Source organism: Saccharopolyspora indica (assembly GCF_027853965.1).
In the GTDB taxonomy this organism is placed as follows: domain Bacteria; phylum Actinomycetota; class Actinomycetes; order Mycobacteriales; family Pseudonocardiaceae; genus Saccharopolyspora; species Saccharopolyspora indica.
Window position 1 is genome coordinate 600,397 of record NZ_JAQGLB010000002.1, and the last position, 26,246, is coordinate 626,642.

General features: G+C 71.6%; 20 protein-coding genes and 1 riboswitch. Of the genes, 11 read left to right on the top strand and 9 right to left on the bottom strand.

Annotated elements, in window-relative coordinates; translation table 11 throughout:
• Positions 1-51 precede the first annotated feature (51 nt).
• A riboswitch (SAM riboswitch) is annotated at positions 52-167 on the top strand.
• A gap of 36 nt (positions 168-203) precedes the next feature.
• From OU416_RS06685 to OU416_RS06700, 4 genes are all read left to right on the top strand, one after another.
• Entirely contained in the window at positions 204-1,541 is a 1,338-nt protein-coding gene (locus OU416_RS06685; protein ID WP_270925929.1) for an aminotransferase class V-fold PLP-dependent enzyme, read from the top strand.
• Between the two features lie 130 nt (positions 1,542-1,671).
• On the top strand, positions 1,672-2,340 hold the full coding sequence (gene lspA / locus OU416_RS06690) for a signal peptidase II (RefSeq protein WP_372907158.1): 669 nt from the start codon (positions 1,672-1,674) through the stop codon (positions 2,338-2,340).
• 41 nt (positions 2,341-2,381) lie between these two features.
• Positions 2,382-3,266: an RluA family pseudouridine synthase gene (locus OU416_RS06695; protein WP_270926089.1), complete on the top strand. Its 885-nt coding sequence runs from the start codon at positions 2,382-2,384 to the stop codon at positions 3,264-3,266.
• A 45-nt stretch (positions 3,267-3,311) separates the two neighbouring features.
• Positions 3,312-3,608 (top strand): hypothetical protein, encoded by a 297-nt coding sequence (locus tag OU416_RS06700; RefSeq protein WP_270925930.1) that lies wholly within the window; start codon positions 3,312-3,314, stop codon positions 3,606-3,608.
• Positions 3,609-3,614: 6 nt separating this feature from the next.
• On the opposite strand, the gene OU416_RS06705 is transcribed toward OU416_RS06700, so the two are convergent.
• The 4 genes from OU416_RS06705 to OU416_RS06720 all read right to left on the bottom strand — a co-directional run bounded on the left by OU416_RS06705 (position 3,615) and on the right by OU416_RS06720 (position 7,834).
• Positions 3,615-4,994 (bottom strand): NAD(P)(+) transhydrogenase (Re/Si-specific) subunit beta, encoded by a 1,380-nt coding sequence (locus OU416_RS06705; RefSeq protein ID WP_270925931.1) that lies wholly within the window; start codon positions 4,992-4,994, stop codon positions 3,615-3,617.
• Complete coding sequence (locus OU416_RS06710) at positions 4,991-5,296, bottom strand: NAD(P) transhydrogenase subunit alpha (protein WP_093345003.1); 306 nt, start codon at positions 5,294-5,296, stop codon at positions 4,991-4,993. The genes OU416_RS06705 and OU416_RS06710 overlap by 4 nt, the downstream gene beginning before the upstream one ends.
• Positions 5,297-5,341: 45 nt before the next feature.
• Complete coding sequence (locus OU416_RS06715; RefSeq protein ID WP_270925932.1) at positions 5,342-6,451, bottom strand: Re/Si-specific NAD(P)(+) transhydrogenase subunit alpha; 1,110 nt, start codon at positions 6,449-6,451, stop codon at positions 5,342-5,344.
• 450 nt (positions 6,452-6,901) lie between these two features.
• A complete protein-coding gene (locus OU416_RS06720; protein ID WP_270925933.1) occupies positions 6,902-7,834 on the bottom strand; it encodes an AsnC family protein in 933 nt (310 codons plus the stop codon).
• 188 nt (positions 7,835-8,022) lie between these two features.
• Between OU416_RS06720 and dnaE the strand changes: the two genes are divergently transcribed.
• Entirely contained in the window at positions 8,023-11,631 is a 3,609-nt protein-coding gene (gene dnaE, locus OU416_RS06725) for a DNA polymerase III subunit alpha (RefSeq protein WP_270925934.1), read from the top strand.
• A gap of 57 nt (positions 11,632-11,688) precedes the next feature.
• Here the strand turns inward: dnaE and OU416_RS06730 are convergent, their stop codons facing one another.
• Positions 11,689-13,242 carry a multicopper oxidase family protein gene (locus OU416_RS06730; RefSeq protein WP_270925935.1) on the bottom strand — a complete coding sequence of 518 codons (1,554 nt, stop codon included), beginning with the start codon at positions 13,240-13,242 and terminating at the stop codon, positions 11,689-11,691.
• Positions 13,239-13,661, bottom strand: coding sequence for a hypothetical protein (locus OU416_RS06735; protein WP_270925936.1), 423 nt, complete (start codon positions 13,659-13,661; stop codon positions 13,239-13,241). Before OU416_RS06735 ends, OU416_RS06730 begins: the two co-directional genes overlap by 4 nt.
• A 110-nt stretch (positions 13,662-13,771) precedes the next feature.
• Here OU416_RS06735 and OU416_RS06740 point away from each other — a divergent pair, with 110 nt between their 5' ends.
• Positions 13,772-14,656 carry a LysR family transcriptional regulator gene (locus OU416_RS06740; RefSeq protein WP_270925937.1) on the top strand — a complete coding sequence of 295 codons (885 nt, stop codon included), beginning with the start codon at positions 13,772-13,774 and terminating at the stop codon, positions 14,654-14,656.
• A 73-nt stretch (positions 14,657-14,729) separates the two neighbouring features.
• Here OU416_RS06740 and OU416_RS06745 read toward each other — a convergent pair whose 3' ends face one another.
• Positions 14,730-17,159 (bottom strand): beta-glucosidase H, encoded by a 2,430-nt coding sequence (locus tag OU416_RS06745; protein WP_270925938.1) that lies wholly within the window; start codon positions 17,157-17,159, stop codon positions 14,730-14,732.
• A 180-nt stretch (positions 17,160-17,339) separates the two neighbouring features.
• Here OU416_RS06745 and OU416_RS06750 point away from each other — a divergent pair, with 180 nt between their 5' ends.
• Complete coding sequence (locus OU416_RS06750) at positions 17,340-18,566, top strand: cytochrome P450 family protein (protein ID WP_270925939.1); 1,227 nt, start codon at positions 17,340-17,342, stop codon at positions 18,564-18,566.
• Positions 18,567-18,681: 115 nt separating this feature from the next.
• Here OU416_RS06750 and OU416_RS06755 read toward each other — a convergent pair whose 3' ends face one another.
• Positions 18,682-20,175: a potassium/proton antiporter gene (locus OU416_RS06755; protein ID WP_270926090.1), complete on the bottom strand. Its 1,494-nt coding sequence runs from the start codon at positions 20,173-20,175 to the stop codon at positions 18,682-18,684.
• Between the two features lie 153 nt (positions 20,176-20,328).
• Between OU416_RS06755 and OU416_RS06760 the strand changes: the two genes are divergently transcribed.
• From OU416_RS06760 to OU416_RS06770, 3 genes are all read left to right on the top strand, one after another.
• The gene (locus tag OU416_RS06760) at positions 20,329-21,513 is read left to right on the top strand and encodes a sensor histidine kinase (protein WP_270925940.1); all 1,185 of its coding nucleotides are present in this window, start codon (positions 20,329-20,331) and stop codon (positions 21,511-21,513) included.
• Positions 21,510-22,157 (top strand): response regulator transcription factor, encoded by a 648-nt coding sequence (locus OU416_RS06765; RefSeq protein WP_270925941.1) that lies wholly within the window; start codon positions 21,510-21,512, stop codon positions 22,155-22,157. The genes OU416_RS06760 and OU416_RS06765 overlap by 4 nt, the downstream gene beginning before the upstream one ends.
• Before the next feature lie 77 nt (positions 22,158-22,234).
• Entirely contained in the window at positions 22,235-23,182 is a 948-nt protein-coding gene (locus OU416_RS06770; RefSeq protein WP_270925942.1) for a hypothetical protein, read from the top strand.
• A 226-nt stretch (positions 23,183-23,408) separates the two neighbouring features.
• Here OU416_RS06770 and OU416_RS06775 read toward each other — a convergent pair whose 3' ends face one another.
• Positions 23,409-25,379: an arabinofuranosyltransferase gene (locus tag OU416_RS06775; RefSeq protein WP_270925943.1), complete on the bottom strand. Its 1,971-nt coding sequence runs from the start codon at positions 25,377-25,379 to the stop codon at positions 23,409-23,411.
• Positions 25,380-25,602: 223 nt separating this feature from the next.
• Between OU416_RS06775 and OU416_RS06780 the strand changes: the two genes are divergently transcribed.
• Positions 25,603-26,214 (top strand): DUF2567 domain-containing protein, encoded by a 612-nt coding sequence (locus OU416_RS06780; protein WP_270925944.1) that lies wholly within the window; start codon positions 25,603-25,605, stop codon positions 26,212-26,214.
• Positions 26,215-26,246: the final 32 nt, after the last annotated feature.

Here is a 26,246-nt window from a genome sequence, read left to right on the forward strand (position 1 = left end):
GGAATCGGTGTTGCCCGGGGTGTGGGAGCTTTTCTAGGGTGCTGTTCCGAAGGTCATGAGTGCCAGCGCGAAGCCCCGGCTCGCTGGCCGGCAACCCTCCAACCGCGGTGGGGTGCCCCGGGTGAGGACCTGGCCGGTCGCGCAGGGCGATCCGGCAAGCGCGGGCCCCCTGGACGGGTCCGATGAGGCCCTGGAGGGGCATCGTGACGTCTGCCGTCGTCAACATCCCGACCCAGTCCACCGCCGACCACCGCGTGCCCGCGGTGGCGGGCAACGCGCTGCGCGTGCCGCTGGTCGGCGGGGACAGCATCGGCTACGCCAACCTCGACCACGGGGCCAGCGCGCCCTGTCTGAGCAGCGTGCAGAAGGCGGTCGACGAGCTGCTGCCGTGGTACGCCAGCGTGCACCGCGGTGCCGGTTTCGCCTCCCAGGTGTGCACTCGCGTCTACGAGGGTGCGCGGGACGTCCTGCGCGAGTTCGTCGGAGCCCGCCGCACCGATTCGGTGATCTTCACCCGCAACACCACCGACGCGCTGAACCTGCTGGCCAAGGCCTTGCCGCGGGGCACTTCCGTGGTCGTCTTCGACACCGAGCACCACGCCGCGCTGCTGCCCTGGACGGGTCCGCGGGTGCGGCGGATCGCTGCTCCGGCGACCCCGGCCGAGGCGGTCGCCGCGCTGGACGCCGCGCTGGCGGAATGCCCGGAGGGCCCGCGGCTGGCGGTGATCACCGGGGCGTCCAACGTCACCGGTGAGCTGTGGCCGGTCGCCGAGCTCGCCCGCGCCGCGCGCCGCCGCGGTGCGCGGACCGTGCTGGACGCCGCGCAGCTCGCCCCGCACCGGCCGGTGCGGATCACCGAGCTCGACGTCGACTACGTCGCGATCTCCGGGCACAAGCTGTACGCGCCGTTCGGCGCGGGCGCGCTGGTCGGGCGCGCGGACTGGCTCAACGCCGCGGAGCCCTACCTGGCCGGTGGCGGCGCCACCCGGCAGGTGCACGAGCGCGCGGTGAGCTGGACCAGCGGAGCGGAGCGGCACGAGGCCGGATCGCCGAACACGGTCGGCGTGCACGCGCTGGCCAAGGCCTGCCAGGAGCTGTCGGCGAACTGGGCGGACGTCGTCGCGCACGAGGAGGCGCTGCTGCGCAGGCTGCGGGCCGGGCTGCGCGAGGTGCCGGGGCTGCGCGAGCTCCGCCTGTTCGAGGCCGACCACGACCGGGTCGGCGTGGTGAGCTTCACCGTCGACGGCCAGGACCCGGGGCTGCTCGCCGCCGCGCTGTCCGCCGAGCACGGCATCGGCGTCCGCGACGGGCTGTTCTGCGCGCACCTGGCCACCCGGCGGCTGCTGTCGCGGGCCGGTTCGGACGCCGACCGAGCGGTGCGCGTCAGCATCGGCCTGGGCACCACGACCGAGCACGTCGACCGCCTGGTCCGCGCCCTGCGGAAGCTGGTCGGCGAAGGCCCGTCCTGGCGCTACGAGCAGGTGGACGGACGCTGGGCACCGGCCGACGACCCGCGCCCGCTGCCCGACTTCCTGCGCTGACCCGTCCACCGCTGGGTGGTGTGCGATTTCCGTCGAGATCGCATCGGCGGGGCTGCGCGTCGGGTGATCGACCGGTTGCGGAGTCGGTACTGCTGCGATGCGGCCGGTGCGGTTCAGGGACAATGGGGGCGTGAGCAGCGAGCAGTCCTCTCCCAAGCAGTCATCCCCGGAGCCGGTGGATCACGGGGAAGCCGCCGAACAGGTGCCCGAGGTCCCGGCCGAGACCGCCGAGACCTCCGGCGACGCACCTGAGGCCGGTGAACGGCCCCGCAAGTCCGGCAAGCTGCTGGCACTGCTGTTCGCGGTGGCGGTGGGCGGCCTGGGGCTCGACATCCTCACCAAGGTCATCGTGGTCGCCGAGCTCGAAGGCGAACCGCCGGTGGAGGTGCTCGGCGGACTGCTCTACCTCGACGTGCTGCGCAACCCCGGCGCGGCGTTCTCGCTGGCCACCGGCCTGACGTGGCTGCTGTCCCTGCTGGCCATCGTGGTGGTCGGCGTGATCGTCTGGCTGGCGCCGAAGCTGCGCTCGCCGGGCTGGGCGGTCGGCCTCGGGCTGGTGCTCGGCGGCGCGTGCGGCAACCTCGTCGACCGCATCTTCCGCGCGCCCGGCCCGCTGGAGGGCCACGTGGTGGACTTCCTCTCGATCCTCGCGCCCGGTGGCGCGGTGTGGCCGGTGTTCAACATCGCCGACAGCTGCATCGTCGTCGGCGGCGTGCTGATCGTGCTGCTGTCGCTGATGGGCCGCGACTACGACGGCACGGTGCACCGGAAGAAGAAGGCGGCGGAGAAAAACTCGTGAGCGATCTTCGAAACCTGCCGGTGCCCGAGGGGCTGGACGGCATGCGGGTCGATGCGGGCCTGTCCAAGATGCTGGGCCTGTCCCGCAACGCGGTGGCCACGCTGGCCGAATCCGGCGACGTGCTGCTCGACGGCAACGTCGTGGGCAAGTCCGACCGGCTGGTGGCCGGTTCGTGGCTGGAGGTGACGCTGCCCCCGGCGCAGCAGCCGCTGCAGGTCGTCGCGGTGCCGGTGGAGGGCATGGAGATCGTCCACCAGGACGACGACATCGTGGTGGTGAACAAGCCGATCGGCGTCGCGGTGCACCCGAGCCCGGGCTGGGAGGGCCCGACGGTGGTCGGCGGGCTGGCCGCGGCGGGCGTGCGCATCGCGACCTCCGGAGCTGCCGAGCGGCAGGGCGTCGTGCACCGGCTCGACGCGGGCACCACCGGCGTGATGGTGGTGGCCAAGAGCGAGCACGCGTACTCGGTGCTCAAGCGGGCGTTCAAGGAGCGCACCGTGGACAAGCGCTACCACGCGGTGGTGCAGGGCCACCCCGATCCCAGCCGCGGCACCATCGACGCGCCGATCGACCGGCACCCGCGCCACGACTACAAGTTCGCGGTGGTCACCGGCGGCAAGCCGAGCATCACGCACTACGAGACGGTGGAGGCGTTCCGCGCCGCCTCGCTGGTGGACGTGAAGCTGGAAACCGGTCGCACGCACCAGATCCGGGTGCACTTCTCGGCGATCAAGCACCCGTGCGTCGGCGACCTGACCTACGGCGCGGACCCCGTCATGGCGCGGAAGCTGGCGATCACCAGGCAGTGGCTGCACGCGCGGAGCCTGTCCTTCGAGCACCCGTCCGGTGGCTGGGTCACCTTCGAGAGCCAGTACCCGGACGACCTGCAGCACGTGCTCGACGAGCTCCGCGATCAGGACCGCTGAACCAGGTACCGTGGCGAAAAACCAGCTGTCGACCAAGGGGGCTTGATGGCACAGTCGAGATCGTTCGAGGGCTCGGATGCGCCGACGCCGCCCACCGGCATGCCGGTGATCGACCCGGGAGCCGATGCGGAGACCCCGCCCAGCGGGTTCAACAGCCTCGGCGACGTGATCAGCGCCGAGGACGTGGGCTCGGCGGCCCCGTCGGTCTTCGGCGCCCCGGAACCCGCGCAGCCGCGCGGCGAGGCGCAGGACTGGCCGAAGCTGGAGTACCGCAGCCGCAACAAGCCGGAACGCCCGAAGCGCTCCAGCCCCCTGGACTTCTTCCGCAAGAAGGAGAGCTGACGGTCGTCACAGGGCTTTGAGCTCTTCGACGACTTCGCGGACCGAGGACTTGGCGTCGCCGAAGAGCATCGACGTCCTCGGGTCCACGTAGAGCGGGTTGTCCACACCGGCGAAGCCCGCGCGCATCGAGCGCTTGAGCACGATCACCGTCCTGGCCTGGTCCACGTCGAGGATCGGCATGCCGTAGATCGGGGAGTTCGGGTCGGTGCGGGCCGCCGGGTTGGTGACGTCGTTCGCGCCGATCACCAGCGCGACGTCGGTGCGGGCGAACTCGTCGTTGATCTCGTCCATCTCCTTGAGCTGCTCGTAGGGCACGTCGGCCTCCGCGAGCAGCACGTTCATGTGCCCGGGCATCCGGCCGGCCACCGGGTGGATCGCGTAGAGCACGCCGACGCCCTTGTCCGCCAGCAGCTTCGCCATGTCCTGCACCGCGTGCTGGGCCTGCGCGACCGCCATGCCGTAGCCGGGCACCACGATCACCTGCCCGGCGTAGGCGAGCTGGATCGCCACGTCCGCGGCGCTGACCGAGCGCACCGAGCCACCGCTGGCCGCCGGTGCGGCCGCGGCCGTCCCGCCGAAGCCACCGGCGACGATCGACGGGATCGAGCGGTTCATCGCCTTGGCCATCTGGTCGGTCAGGATCGAACCGGAGGCGCCGACGATCATCCCGGCGACGATCATCGCCGTGTTGCTCAGCGCCAGCCCGGCCGCCGCCGCGGACAGCCCGGTGAAGGCGTTCAGCAGCGACACCACCACCGGCATGTCGGCGCCGCCGATCGGCAGCACCACCGCGATCCCGGCCAGCCCGGCCAGCACCAGCACCGCGACCAGCAGCAGCTCGGCGTCGCCGCCCAGACCGATCAGCACCGCGCACACCACCGCACCGGCCAGCAGCAGCGCGTTCAGCGGCAGCTGCAGGCGGCCCACCGTGATCGGGCGGCCCGGCACGATCTCCTGCAGCTTGCCGAAGGCCACCAGCGAGCCCCAGAACGAGATCGAGCCGATGATCGCGGCGAACAGCGTGGCGATCGGCACGAACGCGGGCTCGTCCTGGAACCCGGCGCTCTCCCGGAACTCCACCCACGCGGTGAGCGCCACCGCGCCGCCGCCGACGCCGTTGAACAGCGCCACCATCTGCGGCATCGCGGTCATCCGCACCCGCCGCGCCGCCGGGATGCCGATCACCGTGCCGACCACCAGGCCGAGCGCGATCAGCCCCCAGTTGCCCAGCCCGGGCGTGAGCAGCGTGGCGACCACCGCGATCACCATGCCCACCGCCGCGATCGCGTTGCCGCGCACCGCGGTCCGCGGCCCGGTCAGGCCCATCAGGCCGTAGATGAACAGCGCGAACGCGAGGACGTAGAGGACCGACCGCAGCGTGATCACTTCTCGGCGTCCTTCCGCGCGGCTTCCGGCTTGCGCTTGAACATGCCCAGCATCCGGTCGGTGACCAGGAAGCCGCCGACCACGTTGATGGTGCCGAAGATGATCGCCACCAGCGCCAGCAGCTGCGAACCCAGATCGTCCACACCGGATCCGAGCGCCAGCACACCCCCGAGCAGCACGATGCCGTGGATGGCGTTGGTGCCGGACATCAGCGGCGTGTGCAGCGTGTTCGGCACCTTGGAGATCACCGCGAAGCCGACGAAGCCGGCCAGCACCAGGATCGCCAGATCAGCCAGGAACATCGCCCCTCCCTGGAAGACGGGTAGGTGAAGGGCACCTTTGACCAACTAACTTGGTGAAAGGTGCCCTTCACCGGGTTCGGATCGGGTGATGCAGGCGGCGGCGAGGACCTCGTCGGTGAAGTCGGGGGCGAGGCGCCCGTCGACCAGCATCAGCTCCAGCAGCGCTTGGACGTTGCGGGCGTAGAGCTCGCTGGCGTGCTCCGGCATGGTCGCCGGGAGGTTCAGCGGCGCGGCGATGGTGACCTCGTGGTCCACGGTGGTCCGGTCGGGCTCGCTGAGCTCGCAGTTGCCGCCCGCCGCTCCCGCCAGGTCGACGATCACGCTGCCCGGCCGCATCCGGCGCACCGCCTCGGCGGGCACCAGCCGCGGCGCCGGGCGGCCCGGGACCAGCGCGGTGGTGATCACCACGTCGAAGCCGCTGATCGCCGCGCTCAGGCGCTGGGCCTGCTCGGCGCGCTCGTCCTCGGTCAGCTCGCGCGCGTAGCCGCCCTCGCCGACCGCCGAGACACCCAGGTCCAGCCACTTCGCCCCGACCGAGCGCACCTGGTCGGCGACCTCGGGCCGCACGTCGTAGCCGGTGGTGCGAGCGCCGAGCCGCTTGGCCGTGGCCAGCGCCTGCAACCCGGCCACGCCGACGCCCAGCACCAGCACCGAAGCGGGCTTCACGGTGCCCGCCGCGGTGGTCAGCATCGGGAAGAACCGGGTGCACTCGGAGGCCGCGAGCAGCACCGCGCGGTAGCCGGCGACGTTGGCCTGGGAGGACAGCGCGTCCATCGACTGGGCGCGGGAGATGCGCGGCACCGACTCCAGCGCGAACCCGGCCACCCCGGCCGCGCGCAGCCGCGGCGCCAGGTCCGGGTCGGTCAGCGGGGCGAGGAAGCCGATCAGCGTCGAGCCGCGCGGCAGCTTGCCGATCTCCGCCGCGCTGGGCGGGTTGACCTTCACCACCACGTCGGCCGACCACGGGTCGCCGAGGTGCGCGCCGGCTTTGGTGAAGGCGTCGTCGGGGATGAGCGCGGCCTGCCCGGCCCCGGGCTCGACGCGCACCTCCAGGCCCTGCGCGCACAACCGCTCGACCACGCCGGGGACGAGCGCGACCCGGCGCTCACCCGCCACCGACTCGCGCGGGACACCAACGCTGGTGCGAACGCCCACTAGCCCGCCTCTCCCTTATCCGCCTCTCCGCGATTCACACTGGTGGTCGCGTCCGGGATCGATCTCGCGTTTCGCGGTTTCTCGTGGCTGGGTTGCATCACGGTCCCCTGAGGTGCGGTTGAGCAGGGCCCCAGTCGACGCAGGGGGTGTCATGACTCCAGAAGTCCACAATGCGGACCGAACCGCAAGGCCCCACGCCCGTTCGGCCGCAGTGGATCACTGGTTCAGAGGTATCCCGGAGTGGTGATCACCAGTATTAACAGCGGCTGGGCGGCGCTGGGAACGCCTCGGCACGTGTGCCATGGTTCGTCGTAGCGCTTCGGCCGCACAGGTGGCCGTGCGCGTTTTGGGGCGCTATGGCACCCCAAAGCACTCACGGGCCATCACCAGCCAAAACGATTGCCACCACCGACGCATCGGTGGCTGCCCGCTCCGCGGCGCGAGCCGGGCTCAGAGGTCGGTGATGTCCCAGGTGAGGGTTCGCTGGGTGTCTCCTGGGCGGGGCGTCCAGCGGACCGCCGTCAGCTCCGTGGAGTCCGGGAGGACGTAGACCGTGTGGCCGCCCGCCGTTTCGCCCGGGGGGACGCCGATGCGGTGCGGGGGGCGGGAGGACAGCGAGACCGGGGACTTCGTCACCGCCGAGCCGTCCTGGGCGATCAGCTCCAGGTACAGGTCGGGCAGCGAGGTGAAGGGCGTCTGGCCGCGGTTGGTCAGCTCGGTGTGCACCACCACCGAGCGCTCGCCGTCCTTGAGCTCGTAACCGGCCGCGGTGAACAGGTAGTCCGCCGGGTCGACCACCTCGACCAGCAGGATCGTGATCCGCTCGCCCTCCAGGCCTTCCACGTCGAGCTTGCTGCCGACCTTGCCGGTGCGCACCGGCGGCTGCGGGGCCTGCTGGTCGCCGCGCGCCCACGCGGCCGAGCCGGGCGGGCCCCAGACGTTCATCGGGTCCTGCGGGGCGGGCTGCTGCGGGAACGAGGTCGGCGGCGGGCCGGGCACGAACCGCTGCGGCCCGCTGGGCGTGCCGTAGCCGGGGGCCGGGTAGCCGCCCGTGTGCATCGGGTAGCCGCCGGTGGGCTGCGGGTAGGAGCCCGAGTGCTGGACCTGGTGCGCGCCGCTGGGACCGGACACCGGGTAGGGGCCGCTGGTCATGTTGTTCTGCGCGGCCCAGTGCTGCGCGGCGGCCACCGCGTTGCGGATGGCCTGCGGGTCGCACTCGACGCCGACGATCAGCGGGAGACCGGTGGTGGAGAGGGCAGCGAGGCGCGCGGCGACGTCACGCACGTCCATGCCGAGCCGACCGGCGATTTCGGGCACCGCCGCTCGGCCCATCTCGGCGACGACGCTCAGCAGTCGCACGTCCACGGGATCAGGGCCAGCCACGTCGTGCCACGCTACCCGCTCGGCAGTTCCCGTGCGTAAACGGCACGGGGTTTCGCCGGCGGTTCCGCGCCTGCTCACCGCGCGCCCCGGCGGAAACGCACGCAACGCCGGGGGAATCGGCGGTCACACCGGGTGTGCGCGTTAGGCTGGCGGCTCTCCCGGAAGCTGTCGCGAAGGAGGACTTCCCCGTGCCTGTCGACCCCTTCGTTCACCTGCACGTCCACACCGAGTTCTCGATGCTCGACGGTGCGGCCAAGCACAGTGCGCTGTTCGCCGAGGTCGCTCGGCTGGAGCAGCCCGCGGTGGCGATGACCGACCACGGGAACATGTTCGGCGCGCACAGCTTCTACTCGAACGCCAAGAAGAGCGGGATCAAGCCGATCATCGGCATCGAGGCCTACCTGGCCCCGGAGAGCCGGTTCCACAAGAAGCCGGTGTTCTGGGGCGAGCGGGCCCGGACCGGCAAGCGGGAGCTCGACGAGTACGGCGAGAGCGGTGACGTGTCGGGCGCGGGTGCCTACACCCACATGACGATGCTCGCGAAGAACTCGACCGGGCTGCGCAACCTGTTCAAGCTGTCCTCGCTGGCGTCCATGGAGGGCTTCTTCCGCAAGCCGCGCATGGACAAGGAACTGCTGGCCGAGCACTCCGAGGGGATCATCGCGACGAGCGGGTGCCTGGCGGGCGAGATCCTGACCCGGCTCCGGCTCGGCCAGAAGGACGAGGCGCTGCAGGCCGCCTCGGACTACAAGGACATCTTCGGGCCGGGGAACTTCTTCATCGAGGTCATGGACCACGGCATCCAGATGGAGCGCAACATCCGCGGCGAGCTGCTGGACCTGGCCAAGCAGCTCGACCTGCGCACGGTGGCGACCAACGACAGCCACTACGTCACCGCCGACCAGGCCGGGCACCACGACGCGCTGCTGTGCCTGCAGACCCGGTCGATGCTCGCCGACACCGACCGGTTCAAGTTCAACGGTGACGGCTACCACATCAAGTCCTCGGCCGAGATGCGCGAGTACTGGGACGCCGAGGTGCCCGGCGCGGCGGACAGCACGCTGCTGATCACCGAGATGGTCGAGGGCTACGAGGACGCGTTCGCGGCGACCAACCGCATGCCGCAGGCCAAGATCCAGGCCGGCCGCACCGACGTCGAGGTGCTGCGCGACGAGGTCGAGGAGTTCATCCCGACCCGGTTCCCCGGCGACAGCTTCACCCAGGAGTACCGCGACCAGCTCGAGTGGGAGCTCAAGGTCATCACCGAGAAGGGGTACAGCTCGTACTTCCTGGTCGTCGGCGACATGATCCGGTGGGCCAAGAACAACGGCATCCGGGTCGGGCCGGGCCGTGGTTCGGCGGCGGGTGCGCTGCTGTCGTACGTGCTGCACATCATCGACATCGACCCGCTGCAGCACGGGCTGCTGTTCGAGCGGTTCCTCAACCCCGAGCGCGACTCGCCGCCGGACATCGACATCGACTTCGACGAGCGCCAGCGCGAGCGGGTCATCCAGTACGCGAAGGAGAAGTACGGCACCGAGTACTTCGCGAAGGTCATCACCTACGGCACGATTAAGACCAAGGCGGCGTTCAAGGACGCTGCCCGCGTGCACCTCGGGCAGGCCGGTTTCCAGCTCGCCGACCAGTTCAGCAAGGCGCTGCCCGCGCCGATCGCGGCGAAGGACATCCCGCTGTCCGGGATCGTCGACCCGCAGCACGAGCGCTACCAGGAGGCCGCCGAGGTCCGCACGCTGATCGAGAACGATCAGCAGATCGGCAAGATCTTCGACACCGCCCGCGGGTTGGAGGGCCTGATCCGCAACGCCGGTGTGCACGCGTGCGCGCACATCATCTCCCGCGAGCCGCTGCTGGACGTGCTCCCGCTGTGGAAGCGCGACGACGGCGAGATCATCACCGGCTGGGACGGCCCGCAGTGCGAGGCGGTCGGCCTGCTCAAGATCGATATCCTCGGGCTGGTCAACATGACCACCATCGACGACACCGTGCGGATGGTGAAGGCCAACCACGGCACGGAGATCGAGCCGCTGGACATCCCGCTCGACGACGTCAAGACGTACGAGATGCTGGGGCGCGGTGAGAGCCTGGGAGTGTTCCAGCTCGAAGGTGGGGGCATGCAGTCCCTGCTCAAGCGGATGATGCCGACCCGGTTCGGCGACATCGTCGCCTGCGTGGCGCTGTACCGGCCGGGCCCGATGGACGTCAACGCGCACCTCGACTACGCCGACCGCAAGAACGGCAAGAAGCCGGTGGAGCCGATCCACCCGGAGCTGGACGAGCCGCTCAAGGACATCCTCGGCGAGACCTACGGTCTGATCGTCTACCAAGAGCAGATCATGGCCATCGCCCAGAAGGTCGCCGGGTACACGCTCGGACAAGCGGACCTGCTGCGGCGTGCGATGGGCAAGAAGAAGAAAGAGGTGATGGACGAGCAGTTCGCCCGCTTCGAGGCCGGGATGAAGGAACGCGGCTACTCGAAGGAGGCCATCGACCAGCTCTGGGCGACGGTGCTGCCCTTCGCCGGCTACGCGTTCAACAAGTCCCACGCCGCCGCGTACGGCCTGGTGACGTACTGGACGGCCTACCTCAAGGCGCACTACCCGGCCGAGTACATGGCCGCGCTGCTCACCGCCAACGCCAACAACAAGGACAAGACCGCGATCTACCTGTCCGAGTGCCGCCGGATGAACATCCGGGTGCTGCCGCCGGACGTGAACGAATCCGTCGTCGAGCACACCGCGGTCGAGGGCCGGATCCGGTTCGGGATGGGCGCGATCCGCAACGTCGGTTCGAACGTGGTCGAGTCGATCGTCAAGACCCGCCAGGAGAAGGGGCGCTACAGCTCGTTCCCCGACTTCCTCGACAAGGCCGAGATCACCGCCTGCAACAAGCGGGTCCTCGAATCGCTGATCAAGGCCGGTGCGTTCGACTCGCTCGGGCACACCCGGATGGCGCTGGTCCAGCACCACGAGGCCGCGGTGGACGCCGTGATCGGTCTCAAGCGGCAGGAGGCGATGGGCCAGTTCGACCTGTTCGGCGGTGGCGACGACTCCGCGCCCAGCGATGACACCTCGCCGCTGGCGCACCTGCAGTTCACCGACGAGGAGTGGCCGCGCAAGCAGCTGCTGGCCTACGAGCGGGAGATGCTCGGCCTGTACGTCTCGGCGCACCCGCTGGACGGCGCGGAGCGGCTGCTGGCGCCGTACCAGGACACCAGCATCGCCGCGCTCGTCGGCGGCGAGATCGGGCCCACCGGCTTCGGCAAGGACAAGGAGCAGCCCAAGATCGCGGGGATGATCTCGGGCATCCAGCGGCGCATCAACAAGAACGGCAAGCCGTGGGCGATCGTCACGCTGGAGGACTTCGACGCCAGCGTGGAGGTGCTGTTCTTCCCGCAGTCCTACGAGATGTTCTCCGACTGCCTGGTCGAGGACAACGCGCTGGCGGTCAAGGGCCGGGTGAACGAGCGCGAGGGCGAGATCAGCGTCTTCGCCTCCGACGCGGTCCCGATCGACATCTCGGCCGCGGAGACCGACCCGGGCACCGACCCGGCGTTCGTGATCAAGGTGCCGGTGGGCCGGGTGGACCAGTCGCTGGTGGCGGAGCTGAAGCGCACCCTGCAAGCCCACTCGGGCACCACGCCGGTGCACCTCAAGCTGCAGAGCCCGCGCGGCGTGACCCGCCTGGCGCTGTCCAGCGACTACTTCGTCTCCACCGAGAGCGGCCTGCAGGGCGAGCTCAAGGGACTCCTCGGCGCGGGTTGCTTCGAGACGGTGTGAGTCCATGTGCCCGTGAGCGCTTTGGGGCGCTATAGCACCCCGAAGCGCTCACGGGTGTCACACCGTCTCGAAGGTGGCCATCATGCCCATGTCCTCGTGCTCGGCGTTGTGGCAGTGGAAGACGAAGCGGCCGCGGTAGCTCTCGAAGCGCGTGATCACCTCGACCGCTTCGCCCGGCTCCAGGTCGACCGTGTCCTTCCAGCCCGCGTCGAGCGGGCGCGGTTCGCGGTTGCCCCGGGACAGGACCTGGAAGTTGGCCAGGTGCAGGTGGATCGGGTGGTGCAGGTCCGCGACGAAGCGCCAGATCTCGACGTCGCCGAGGCGCGGCCGCGCCGCCACGTAGCCCGTGTCGAACGGCCTGCCGCCGATCAGCCAGCCCCGGCGATCGCCGTGATGACCGCTGCGGAAGCTGAAATCCCTGGTCACCACGGCTTGTTCGCGGCGCAGCGATTCCACTTCGGACAGTCGTGACGGGATGGCGGAGTCCTCGGTTCCGCGGCGGGCGATGCGGAACCGCATCACCTGCGCGGTCGGCCCGGTGCCGAGCCGGTTCACCACGGTGACCTCGGTGCCCACCGGGTAGCGGCCGAAGTCGACGATCACGTCATGGCGTTCCGCGGAGGCCAGCGTGATGCTCTCGTGGCCGACAGGTGAGCTCAGCAGGCCGCCGTCCGAGCCGATCTGCACGAACGCCGGGCCGTCCGGCGGTGGCGGGTCCAGGGCGAGCTCGTAGCGGCGGGCGTTGGAGCCGTTGAGCACGCGCAGCCGGTGGCGGGTCGCGGACACCTCGTGCACCGGCCACGGCACGCCGTTGACCAGGACGACATCGCCGAGCACGCCTGCCGCATAGGTGTCGGTCACACCGGGCGCGGTGGTCAGCGTCGGATCCAGCGAGGGGTAGTCGAACGAGCCGTCCGCGGCGAAGGCCCGGTCGGTGATCAGCAGCGGGATCTCGCGGTCGCCGCGCGGGAGCGGCAGGGCGTCCTCCTCGTCGTCGCGGACGACGTGCAGCCCGGCCAGGCCCCGGTACACGGCCGGGCCGGTGAAGTCCATCCGGTGGTCGTGGTACCAGAGCAGCGCGGCGCGCTGGTCCAGCGGATAGGTGTAGTCGCGGGTGCCGCGCGTGATCACGGCTCGCGGGTCGTGCATGCCGTGGTGGCCGTGGTTCCAGCCGCGCGTCGGCAGGACCAGGTCGGTCGGGTAGCCGTCGGATTCGGGCGGGGTGTGCCCGCCGTGCAGGTGCGCCACCGTCGGCACCGGGAGCTCGTTGCGGTGGCGGACGATCGCGGTGCGGCCGCGCCGGGATTCGATGGTGGGGCCGGGGAAAACGCCTTCGTAGCCCCAGATCGGCGTGCGCAGGCCGGGCAGGATCTCCGCCGTGGCTTCGCGAGCGGTGATCTCGTAGCGGTCGGCATCGGCGTCCCGCGCGGCGGGTTCCAGCACGGGCGGGATCACCAGCGGGAGCTGGAACGGCGCGGGCAGCGGCACCGCGCTGCGCAGCATCGCGCCCGCCGAGGTCCGCCGGGGGAGCAGCTGCGGGCCGCCCAGGCTCGCAGCGAGCACGAGCCCGGCGCCGCCGGTCAGGCCGAGGAAGCGGCGGCGTCCCATCATCGCGCGACTCCCAGGGCGCTCGGCCGCCAGAGCGCGACCAGCGCGGTCGTGGTCAGGGCGATCAGCGCGACGCCGAGCGGGAAGTGCACGTCGAGCGCGCCGAACAGCCCGGCGAAGTACTGGCCGGTCTCGCCGAGCAGGATCAGCCCGGTCACCGCGCTCGGCCAGCGCGGGCCGCCTCGCACCCAGAGGAAGATCGCGGCCGCCAGCTGGGCCATGCAGAGGTAGTACACGACGTCCGCGCCCACGGCGTGGACGTGCAGCATGTCGTAGTCGCCGCTGAGGAGGACGCCCGCGAACACGGGTTGGCCGAAGATCGCGATCGCGTGCGCCGTGGCGACGGCGCGGAGCGCGACCAGTGCCGGACGTTCCTTGTTGCGTGCGGGTTTGGCCGGTGCGGCCGAAGTGGACGGTTCCATTGTCGCTTCCTGGAGATCTTTGTTCCCGATCGCGACGGTAGATCCGGTTTTCGATGCCTTCCAAGACCAATTCTGCGATGAACTCATGCCCCTGGAGGCATGATGGGCGCATGGATCTGCTGCCGCTGCGCTATTTCCAGACCGTCGCGCGCCACGAGCACATCAGCCGGGCCGCCGCCGAGCTGCGGGTGTCCCAACCGTCCCTGTCGCGCACCATCGCGCGGCTGGAGAAGGAGCTCGGCGTCCCGCTGTTCGACCGGCAGGGCCGCCAGATCCGGCTGAACAGCTACGGCGCGGCCTTCCTGACCCGGGTGGACCGGGCGCTGACCGAGCTCGACGACGGCAGGCAGGAGCTCTCCGACGCGGCCGGACCGGTGCGCGGCAGCGTCTCGGTCGCCTCCGAGACGCTGCTGACGCTGGCCTCGGCGCTCGTCGCCTTCCGCGCCGAGCACCCGGACGCCGACGTGCGGATCTCCCAGTCGTCGGGAGTGGAGATGCTGCAGCGGTTGCGGCGGGGCGAAGTCGACCTCTGCCTGGCGTCGCAGCAGGTCGACGACCCGGATCTGGAGACGGCGGAGGTGCTGCGCGAGGAGGCGTTGCTGGCGGTCCCGGTCGGCCACCGGCTGGCCTCGCGGACGAGCGTGGGCATCGCCGAACTCGCCGGTGAACCGGTGATCACCACCAACGGCGAGTTCTGGCAGCGCGAACTGACCGACCGGCTGTTCGCCACCGCGGGCCTGCGCCCGAACGTCGTCTGCGAGGGCAACGAGCTGGCGGCGACCACGTTCCTGATCAGCCTCGGCCTGGGCGTGGGGCTCATCCCGGAGATGGCCAGCAGGCACGAGCTGGCGATGGTGTCGTTCGTGCGGATCGACGCGCCGGACTGCTACCGCACCCTGTCCTTCGCGTGGCGCCGCCACGGCTACCTCTCGCTCGCGGCGCGGCGCTTCCGCGAGCACGCCACCGAATCGCTCCGCCACGACGTCCGGGGCTGATCCGTCACCCGGGTGACGGTCAATTTCGTACGAAATTGACGCGTGGCCGGGTGATGGCGGCCGGGGCGGTTCGTCAGGTCGCTTCGACGGGGGTGCGCAGGCGGAGGTCGTCGAGGCTGCGGCCGGTTTCCGCCGTGTAGGTGCCCGGGATCAGGCGCCAGGTGCCGTCCCAGATCTCGGCCGCGCGGCGGGGCATCGCGATGGTCGCTTCGGCGGTCGCGCCGGGTTCCGCGGTCACCGAGGCGAAACCGGCGAGACGGCGGGCAGGACGTTCGACGGCGTCCGCCTCCGGGACCGCCAGGTAGACCTGGACCACTTCGCGTCCGGCGCGGTCGCCGGTGTTGCGCACGCGCACGGTGATCCTGGCCAGCTCGTCCGGGCCTTCCGGTGCGGTGAGCTCGGCGGATTCGTAGTGCCAGCCGGTGTACCCGAGGCCGTGGCCGAAGCAGTACGCCGGAGCCGTTCCGGCTCGCTGCCAGGCCCGGTAGCCGATGAAAACGCCTTCGTCGTAGTGCAGTTCGCCGTCGGTCGGCGCCACCCGGGTGACCGGTGCGTCCTCCAGGCGGGCCGGCCAGGTGGTGGGCAGCCGCCCGCCCGGTTCCTCGACGCCGAGGAGGACGTCGGCGAGGGCAGCACCGGCCTCCTGCCCGGGGAACCAGCTGAGCAGGACGGCCGCGACGTCGTCCCGCCAGGGCATCTCCACCGGCGAGCCCGAGTTGACCACCACGACGGTGTTCGGGTTCACCGCCGCCACCCGCCGCACCAGCTCGTCCTGCCTGCCGGGCAGCCGCAGGCTCGTGCGGTCGAAGCCCTCGCTCTCCACCCGGTCGGTGGTGGCGACCACGACGATCGCCGTCCCGGCCGCCCGCGCGGCGGCGACGGCCTCGTCGAGGAGCTCGTCGGCGTCGCGCTGCGGGCCGCGGTGGGCGAGGCCGAGCGCGATCGAGTCCAGCGACGCGGTGGTCTTGGGCACGACGTTGAGCAGGCTGACCTCGACCGCGACGCCGGCGGTGAGCTCGACTTCGGCGCGCGGCACCGGGGCCTCGAAGAACACGTCGAACGGATCGCGGCCGTCGGCCGAGTGCTCGCCGTCGAAGACGACCGCACCGGCGACGGTGAGCACGAACCCGCCCAGCCCCTTGCTGCCGAAGGTGTGCGGGCCGCTGTCCTGCGGCGTGAACGTGCCGGTGATCTCGACGCTGTGCAGCTCGTCGTAGCGCACGCCTTCGGGGAAGTCCCCGTGCCACTGCACCATGCCGTTGGGCAGCGCCTCTTCGCCGAGGACCCGGCCGCCCGCGTCGCGCACCACCGCGCGCAGGGCGAAACCCGCTCCGGCGGCCGCCAGTTCGTCGTTGATCTCGGTGCCGACGGCGAAGGTCACGTCGGGCAGCGCGGCGCGCAGCCCGTCGAGCGGCGAGACGACGCGGTCGGGGAACACCTGCGCCGAACCGCCGCCGAGCACCCGGGCGTCGCGGGCCGCGCGGCCGATCACGGCGACGTCGGCCGCCGGATCGAGCGGCAGCGCGCGGTTCTCATTGCGGACCAGGACGAAAGCGCGACCGGCGATCTCCCGCGCGAGCGCGTGCCCGTCGATCCGGTCGGGCCGCTGCTCGGGCGGCACCGCCGCCGGGACGCCCGCCAGCGCCCCGACGCGGGCGGCCAGCCGCAGGACGTTGCGCACCGCACCGTCCACAACGGACTCGTCGACCTCACCGGCGCGGACCGCCGCGGCCAGCGCCTCGCCGTAGACCGTGCGGGGCCCGGGCATGGCGATGTCCAGGCCGCCCCGGACGGCCCGCGCGGTGTGCCGGGCGGCGAACCAGTCGGAGACGATGCAGCCGTCGAAGCCCCACTCCCCGCGCAGGACCTCGTTCTGCAGCCGGGCGTGCTCGGTCATCGTCGGGCCGTTGACCGAGTTGTAGGCGGCCATCACGCCCCACGGGCGGGCCCGCGTGACGATCGCCTCGAACGGCGCCAGGTAGAGCTCGCGCAGCGCCCGCTCGCCGACGATGTTGTCGACCGTGAAGCGCTCGGTCTCCGCGTCGTTGGCGACGAAGTGCTTGACCGTGGTGCCGACGCCGCCCTCCTGCACGCCGCGCACGTAGCCGGTGCCGATCTCGCCGGTCAGGTGCGGGTCCTCGGAGTAGCACTCGAAGTGCCGCCCGCCCAGCGGCGAGCGGTGCAGGTTCACCGTGGGCGCGAGCAGCACGTGCACGCCCTTGCGCCGCGCTTCCTGGGCGAGCAGGTGCCCGGCGCGCCGGGCCAGCTCCGGGTCCCAGGTGGCGGCCAGCGCGGTGGGGCTGGGCAGGGCGATCGAGGGATCGCTCGCGGTCCAGCGCACGCCGCGCACCCCGACCGGCCCGTCGGACATCACCAGCGGTGCCAGGCCGATCTCGGGCAGCGCGGGCAACGACCACATGCCCTGGCCGGCGAGCAGCCGGGCCTTGGCGTCCAGGTCGAGTTCGGCGAGTGCCGCCGCGATTGCTGCGTCGTGGTCGACCACTTCGGGCTCCTCCGCTCGCTCGTTGGCAGCATCCTCACCGATCGGCCGGGAGAACAGTAGGGGGCGTTATGCGTTCGTTCCTGCGGCGGCGCTGAGGGGGCTCTCAGCTTCGTGTGACAGGTCGTGGTTAACGGAGTTCACTGGGTGGCAGGGGCCCACTGCCTAGTGCGAAGGAATCCGATGTCCACCACCGAGGCACACACCGAAGTTCCCGTCTTCGACGCCGCTTTCGTGCAGGACCTGCACGCGCGGTACGCCGAGATCCGCGACGCCACACCCGTGCAGCGGATGGCCACCCCGCACGGCCTGTCGGTCTGGGTGATCACCCGCTACGACGACGTCCGCGCCGCGCTGGCCGACCCCCGGCTGTGCAAGGAGGTCACCCGCATCCAGGAGGTGATCGCGGCGAACCTGCTGCCGGACTCCGGCGGCCGCGAGTTCGAGGACTCGCTGGCCTCGCACATGCTCAACATGGATCCGCCGGACCACACCCGGCTGCGCAAGCTGGTGGTCAAGGCCTTCACCAGCCGCCGGGTGGAGGCGCTGCGCCCGCGCGTCGAGCAGATCACCGAGCGGCTGCTCGACGACATGGCGGGGCAGTCCGAAGTGGACCTGCTGGACTCGTTCGCGTTCCCGCTGCCGATCCAGGTCATCTCCGAGCTGCTCGGCGTCGACGAGAGCCGCCGGGACGCCTTCCGCGCCTGGACGAACGTGCTGCTGGACGCCTCCGACCGCGAGGAAGCGGCGGTCGCGGCGGCGGAGATGTCGCAGTACCTCGCCGAACTCATCGAGGTCAAGCGCCGGGAACCGGGCGACGACCTGCTCACCGCGCTGGTCGACGCCACCGAGGACCAGGACCGGCTCAGCGACAAGGAACTGATCGCGATGGTGTTCCTGCTGCTGGTGGCGGGGCACGAGACGACGGTCAACCTGATCGCCAACGGGGTGCTGCACCTGCTGCGCAACCCCGAGCAGTGGGCTGCGCTGCGGGCCGATCCGGAGCTGGTGACCGGCGCGGTGGAGGAGATGCTGCGCTTCGACGGGCCGGTGATGCACGGGACCTTCCGGTTCACCGCCGAGCCGATGACGATCGGCGGCGTGGAGATCCCGGCCAAGCAGATCGTGTGGGTCGGGCTGGCCGCGGCCAACCGCGACCCGGAGCAGTTCCCCGAGCCGGACCGGTTCGACATCGGCCGCGACGCGCACGGGCACGTGGCCTTCGGCCACGGGATCCACTTCTGCCTGGGCGCGCAGCTGGCCCGCCTGGAGGCGCACACCGCGCTGCGCGGCCTCGTCGAGCGGTTCCCGAACCTCGCCGCGGCGGGGCCGCTGGACGACGTGCAGTGGCGCTTCAGCACCCTGATCCACGGCCTGCGCGCCTTCCCGGTCCACCCGGCCGGGCGCTGACCGGGGTCCGTTTCCGCTGGTCGTGACCCGTGAGCGCTTTGGGGTGTCATAGCCCCCCAAAACGCTCACGGGACTCGTGAGACCGAACGCCATGGCAAACTCAGCCCGGGTCAGCTCAGTCCGGGTCGCCGCGCTCGCCGAACCAGCGCGCGAGCTTGCCGCGGCGGCTCACGGCGCGCAGGCGGCGCTCCGCGGCCGCGCGGTGCTCCACGGTGGTGACCACGAGCAGTTCGTCGCCGATCTCCAGGTAGGTGTCCGGCATCGGGACGAAGGCGCGGCCGCGCCGCACGACCAGCGGGATCACCGCCGGGTCGGGCAACCGCAGCTCGACCACCGTCGTGTGGTGCAGCCGCGACCCCGGCGGCACGGTCATCGTCAGCAGTTCGGCGCCGACGACGTTGAGCGGCACCGAGTCGACCTGGATCTCCCGGGTGGCTTCGCGCGGGATGATGCCCAGCAGCCGGGCCAGCGGGCGCAGGCTGGGCCCCTGCACCAGGGTGAACACCACGACCAGCACGAACACGATGTCCAGCATCCGATCGCTGCCCGGCACGCCCCGCACGATCGGGAAGGTCGCCAGCACGATGGGCACCGCGCCGCGCAGGCCAGCCCAGGACAGGAACACCTGTTCCCGCCACGGGACGCCGAACCCCAGCAGCGGCAGCACGACCGACAGCGGCCGGGCCACCAGCAGCAGCACCAGCCCGATGGCGAGCGCGGGCAGCACCTGACCGGGCAGCTCGCTCGGCGTGACCAGCAGGCCGAGCAGCACGAACAGGCCGATCTGCGCCAGCCAGCCGAGCCCCTCGGCGAACGAGCGCGTCGCCGAGCGGTGCGGCAGCCGGCCGGTGTTGGCCAGCGCCAGGCCCGCCAGGTAGGCGGCGATGAACCCGCTGGCGTGCACGGCGCCACCGGCGGCGAAGGCGATCACGCCGAGCCCGAACGTCGCCACCGGGTACAGCCCGGCGGCGGGCAGCGCCAGCCTCGGCAGCACCTGCGCGCCGCCCCAGCCGATGGCCAGCCCGATCACCGCGCCGACCGCCAGCTGGTAGACCAGGTTCAGCGCGATCTCCAGCGGCGAGAACTCCAGCGGGACGGTGCTGAACAGCAGGACCAGGATCACCGTCGGCGCATCGTTGAAACCGGACTCGGCCTCCAGCAGCCCGGCGAGCCGTCGCGGCAGCGGCAGCACCCGCAGCACGGAGAACACCGCCGCCGCGTCGGTGGACGACACGATGGCCCCCACCAGCAGCGATAACTGCCAGTCGATGCCCAGCAGCAGGTGCGCGCCCAGCGCGGTGACCACCAGGCTGATGCCGACGCCCACGGTGGCCAGCAGCGCGGCGGGCGTGATCACCCGCTTGATGTCGGACCACCGGGTGGCCAGCCCGCCCTCGACGAGGATGACCGCCAGCGCCGCGGTGCCCAGGCTCTGGACGATCTCGGTGTCGTGGAACTCGATGCCGAGCACGTCCTCGCCGAGCACCACGCCCAGTCCGAGGTACAGCAGCAGGCTGGGCAGCCCGAGCCGGGTGGCGAGCAGCGCGGCCACCGCGCCGGTGAGGAGCACGAGCCCGCCGACCAGCAGCACCAGGTACAACTGCTCCAGACTCATCGCACCCCCTCCGCCGTGGACCCAGTACAGCAACATCGACCGCGATGCGCGGGCCGGGAACACCGGGCACCGCCGAATCCGGAAACCACAGTGGACCTCGTCCCCGAGGAGGAGGTCGGCGCGCCTGCGGGCGGATACGTTGGCGCAGTGCGGACTTCAACGGCGGAACACCGGTTCCTCATCGACGGCGCGGTGTCCGTGCTGTGCGGCGCGGTCGTCGGCGCGGCGTCGCTGACCACGGTGCGCGATGCGGATCCGGTCGTGGCGGCCGCGGTGATCGCGATCCTGGTCGGGCTCACCGGCTGCCTGGCCGTGCGCCGCATCCGGCCGACGGGCGCGTTCGTCGTCGGCTCGGCGCTGATGCTCGGGCTGGTCGCGCTGCCGAACCTCGGCGAGCAGGGCGTTCCGCCGATCCTGCTGCCGTTCTCGCTGATCCACCCGGTGCTGCTGTACGCGGCCGTCGCCTACACCGAGCGCTCCGCGCTGCCGGTCGCCTGCGGCCTGCTCGGCGCGGGAATCAGCGTGGTGCGCGGGGTGATCGGCTTCCCGTTCGATCCGCTGGGCACCGCCGGGGTGCTGGCGACCGCGGCGTTCGGATCGGTGCTCGCGGCCTGGGCGCTGGGCCGCTACCAGCGGATCCGGGTGGCCTACGTGCGGTCCCTGGAGGAGCGGGCGGCGCAGGCCGAGCTGCTGCGCGAGCAGCAGGTGCGCGAGGCCACCGCCGCGGAGCGCAGGCTGATCGCCCGCGAGATCCACGACGTGGCCGCGCACTCGCTGGCGGTCGTGCTGGCCCAGGCCGACACCGCCCGCCTGGTCTTCGACCGCGATCCGGAGAAGGCGCGGGCGATGATCGGCACCGCGGTCGAGGTGGGACGGCAGGCGATGGGGGAGCTGCGCAGCATGCTCGGCGTGCTGCGCACCGGCGACGAGCCCGCGCCCGCGGACGGCGACCTCGCCGAGCTGGTCGACACGTTCCGCCGCGCGGGCGCCGACGTCGAGCTGGTCAGCAGCGGGACCGAGCGGGAGATCGGCACCGCGCAGCGGCACGCCGTCTACCGCATCGTGCAGGAGTCGGTGACCAACGCGCTCAAGCACGTCGGGCCGGAGGTGACGTGCCGGGTGCTGCTGGACTGGGCGGCGGACCGGCTTACCGTGACGGTCTCGGACGACGGTCCGGGCACCTCGGCGGAGGAGGCCGCGGGCGGTGGGTTCGGCATCGCGGGGATGGCCGAGCGGATGCGGCAGATCGGAGGCGATTTCGAAGTGCGCAGCGCACCTGGCGGCGGAACCGAGGTGCGGGCCGGGTTCGGCCTGTCCGGAGCACCGCGATGACCATCCGCGTGGTGGTCGCCGACGACCAGCAGCTCATCCGCTCGGCGCTGACCACCGTGCTGGGGCTGCACGACGACCTGACCTGCGTCGCCGAGGTCGCGACCGGGCGGGAGGCGCTGGCGGCGTGCCGGGCGCACCGGGTGGACGTGGTGCTGATGGACATCCGGATGCCGGACCTGGACGGCATCGCGGCCACCGAGCTGATCACCGCCGAGCTGCCGGGCACCCGGGTGCTGGTGCTCACCACCTTCGACCTGGACGAGAACCTGTTCGCCGCGCTGCGCGCCGGGGCCAGCGGCTTCCTGACCAAGGACACCCCTGGCGAGGAGGTCGTGGCGGCGGTGCGCACCGTGCACGAGGGTCATTCGATCGTCTCCCCGCGCGCCACCGGCAGCTTGCTGGAGCTGGCCCGCAGGTCCGCGCCGCAGCCGCCGGAACCGCGGTGGGAGGCGCTGACCGGGCGCGAGCGCGACGTGCTGGTGGAGCTGGCGCGCGGTTGCTCCAATGCCGAGATCGGCGCCACCCTGCACCTGGCGGAGACCACGGTGAAGACGCACGTGGGCAGCATCCTGCGCAAGCTCGGCGTCCGGGACCGCCTGCACGCGGTGATCTGGGCCTACGAGAACGGCGTGGTGCGGGGGTGATCTCCTCCTCGAGGAGGAGGTGATCGGTCCGTCGCGGAGGAGGTCCGGCACGGGGGTTCCCGGCGAGCATTGCGGCCATGACTGCAACTGAGGAACACCGCTTCTCCCGCTGGGCGGCGGGAATCGTCGGCTCGGCGCTGCTCGTGATCCCGCTCGTGTGCTGGGCCGTCGGTGCGCCCAACCCGCTGGCCGCACCGGGTGTCACCTCCGGGCGCTCGTTGGCCTTCCTGCCGCAGCCCGCGGCGCACCTGGCGATGATCGCGTGCGGCGCGCTCATCACCGCCGCTGCCGTGGTGCGCGGCGAGCGGTTCGGCACCGCGGTCCGGATCGCCGCGCTCGGCGCGTTCGCGCTGCTGCTGGATTCCGGTGCGCTGGCGGCGATCGGGTACCTGCCGTTCATGGTCGTCTCGGCCGTGACCGGCCACGTCGACAACCTCGCCGCCTACCTCTCGGTGCCGCTGCTGATGCAGCTGGCGATGGCGGTGGCCGCCGCGAGTCTGCTGTGGACGGTGGTGGCCCGGCAGGTGCCGGGTGGCGCCGGATCCCACGACCTGGCCCGGATCCGCACCGCGCGGTGGACGTGGATCGCCATGATCGCACCGCTGGTCTACGCGGCGACGCGCGTCCTGATGGTGCTGGACGTGCCGGGCTTCGCCGTGCCGATGGACCCGGCAGGCAAGGGCGCCGGGCTCGGCCTGGCGGTGGCCGCGACGGGCGGCGCGGTGCTCACCTGGGGGCTGATCCGGCCGTGGGGCGAGCACTGGCCGCGCTGGATGCCGCGGCTCGCGGGCCGCGAGGTGCCCGTCGACTTCCCCGTGGTGGCCGCGCTGTCGGTGTCGGTGCTGGTGATGACGGCGGCCAAGGAGATCCTGACCATCGCCGCCATCCCGGGCTCGGCCCTCTCGGCCGCCCCCATGGCCTGGCTGCCGATGCTGCTCTGGCCCCTGTGGTCGATCGCGCTGGCCCTGGCTGCCCTGAACTACCGGCTCCGCCGCACCACGACCCCGCAGCCCGCGGCGGTGTAGCGGAGCGCCGGCACCGCCATCGGCTCCGTTTCACCAGCTCAGTACCCGTGAGCGGTTTGTGGGGCTATAGCACCACAAAGCACTCACGGGTACTGACCAGCGGAAACGGAGCCACAGAGGTGCCGATTCCGACGGGACCGCACCCATCACCCGGGGAGGCGTCAATTTCGCGAGAAATTGACGCCTCCCCGGGTGATGGTCAATTTCGTACGAAATTGACCGCGGCTCAGCGCCGGGCGATCACCGTGTACGGGCCGACCTCGCGCTGGACGAACTCGGGGGAGTCGAACACCGCGGGGTCGAAGTACACGTCGTAGTCGCGGACGTTCGGCAGCTGCGGGAAGGCGTCGCCCTTGAGCTGCAGCACCAGCTTGCCCTCCTCGCCCTCCGGCAGCTCCACGTCCGAGTGCGGGCTCGCCGGGTTGGACAGGATGAACACGTTGGGCGTGCGGAAGGCGCTGCTGCGCAGCATGCCGAGGAACTCCTCGCTGGTCCTGGCGGTGGTCCAGCGGTGGATCTCGGCGGCCCGCTCGTCGTAGTCGCCGAGCGGGTTGGCGTAGTGCGGCGTCTCCTGCTGGAAGCCCCAGTAGGGCTTGAACGACATCAGCTTGTAGTCGGTGCTCAGCAGCAGGTTCTGCTCCGGCGCGCGGCCGGTGAGCTCGGCGACCGCGCGGATCTCCTCGTCGGTCCACGAGCCGAGCTTCTCCGGGTCGCGCTGGCCCATCGCGTTGTCGCCGGTGGGGTAGTAGTCCTGGTAGGCGGCCTGCACCGAGTCCTGCAGCGCGACGCCCATCGCGCCCTGGTTGATGGTGATCGCGCCGAGCATCCCGAGCGCGCAGGCGACCATGCTGATCTGCAGCGCGTGCCGGGCGTCGAACTTGCGCCGCAGGTAGCCGATCAGCTCCAGCAGGCCGAACACCCCGGCCACCGCCAGCACCACGTCGAGGATCACGTTCAGCCGGAACGCCAGCAGCGTGGTCTTGGCGATGAGCGCCACCGTCGAGAGCACGAACCAGCAGTAGACCGCGATGACGATGGTGAGCATCGACGCCGCGACCTCGTTGCGGCGGCAGCGCACCAGCAGCCACACCAGACCCGCCAGGCACAGCACGCCGAACGCGGTGCCCTGCATCATCGGCACCGGCAGGAAGGCACCGTCCTCGGGCAGGTAGTGCAGCGCCGCGCTGCGCGGGTTGTTCAGCAGGAAGCTGGTGGCCAGCAGGTAGGGCAGCCAGCCGACCAGCGCGATGACCAGGCTGACCAGCCCGATCGGCAGCAGCCGCAGGAACAGCTGCCGCACCGTCGGCCACAGCCGCTGGCCCTGGTGCACCCGGAACGCGCCGATGAGCACCGCCATCGTCACGATCATCAGCACCGCGAAGCCGAAGTGCAGGGTGTAGGTGATCGAGGCGAAGCCGACGTAGCCGCCGATGCACACCAGCGTCCACCGGGGAGCGGGGCCGCGCCGCCGCAGCGCGTGCCAGGCCAGCACCGCCACCGGCGCCAGCCACGCGGCCGACGGCCAGGCGTAGGGCTCCTCGACGCCGTGCAGCATCCCGGCCAGCGCGGTCGCGATCGCGGCCAGCAGCGCGATGCGGCGGCGCACCACCACGCTCCACAGCGTGAACGCCACCACGGTGCTCACCGCGACCCAGGTCAGCGCGTACGGCTTGTAGGCGGCCCAGCCCTCCCAGCCGAGGAGGTTGGCGAACCGGCCGCCCAGCCAGAACCAGCCGCCCGGGTAGTAGGGCGGGGTGTCGGCGTAGTTCATGTCGGCCAGGCCGGGCGTGCTGGCCATCCGCGTCATGTACTGCATGCGGAAGCCGTTGTCCACAGAGGACCCGCCGTAGTAGAACCTGGTGGCCTGCAGCGGAATGGCCAGCGCGAGCGTGCTGAACGCGCTCAGCGACACCCAGGTCCCGAACAGCCGCAGCCAGCGCGGCGAGCGGCGGTGGCCGAGCGCCAGCGCCAGGAACAGCACGGCCAGCACCAGCCCGCTGCCCACCGCGGCGAGCGCCTCGGGGGCGAAGCTGGGTTCGCTGATGCTCAGGCGAGCGGCCGCGAACTGCAGCAGCATGCTCACCACGACGGCCACGACCGTGCCCAGCAGCAGCTCGGCGACGGTGTTGCGCAGCGGCAGGCGGACCGCTGAGTCCCGCCGCGGTTCGTCGATCGGGCTCGGTCCGGTCAACTTCATGCTCGGCAGGATTCCCGCCACTTCACGCGTCCTTCGGCGTAGCTGACATGGGGGCCCGCGCAGAATAGTTGATGTGCGCGGCGGACCCCGCCATCGGGTGATGCGGGCGGTGCGCGGCGTAGCGCTAGGGTGGCTGGAACGCGCCGGACCGCGGCTTGGAGCCGCGAGCCGGTCCCCGGAGCAGCCGCGGTCCGCGGTGTGGCGCCACTGAGGAGGTCGGCGGGTGGCGGAGAGTCCCCACGAATTCCACGGCACTCGTGCCGTCCCGGAGCGGGTAGGGACCGAGCTGGACCACCTGCTGCCCCAGCTCGCCGCCCCGCCGGTGCCGCGCGTGGTGGTGAAGGCCGACCTGCTGCCCGCGGTGAGCGCGGTGTCGCTGATCGCGCTGCTCGGGCTGCCCGCCGGCTGGGTGTGGTCCCGGCTGGCCCCGCCGCAGCAGAGCGTGCTCGGGCCGAACGGCTCGCTGACCCCGCTGCTGGTGGAGAGCTACCACGGCTTCGACGCGATCGCGATCTTCTCGCTGCTGACCTTCGGTCTCGGGCTGCTCACGTCCTCGGTGCTCTGGTGGGTGCGCCGCCGCCGCGGCCCGGTGCTGCTCATCGCGGGTGCGCTCGGCTCGCTGGTGGCGTCCTGGCTCGGCGTGCAGATGGGTGTCTCGTTCGCCGCCGGGCTGTACCCGATGCCGCCGAACCCGCAGCTGGGCGACCTGATCGCGGTGGCCCCCGAGATCGGCACCAGCTGGGTGCTGCTGGCGCAGCCGCTCGCGCTCGCCCTCGGCTACGGTCTGGCGGCCTCCTGGAACGGTCTGGACGACCTCGGTCGCCGCCTGCCCTGATCGAGAAGGAACGCGCCCCGGTCCGCAGCGGA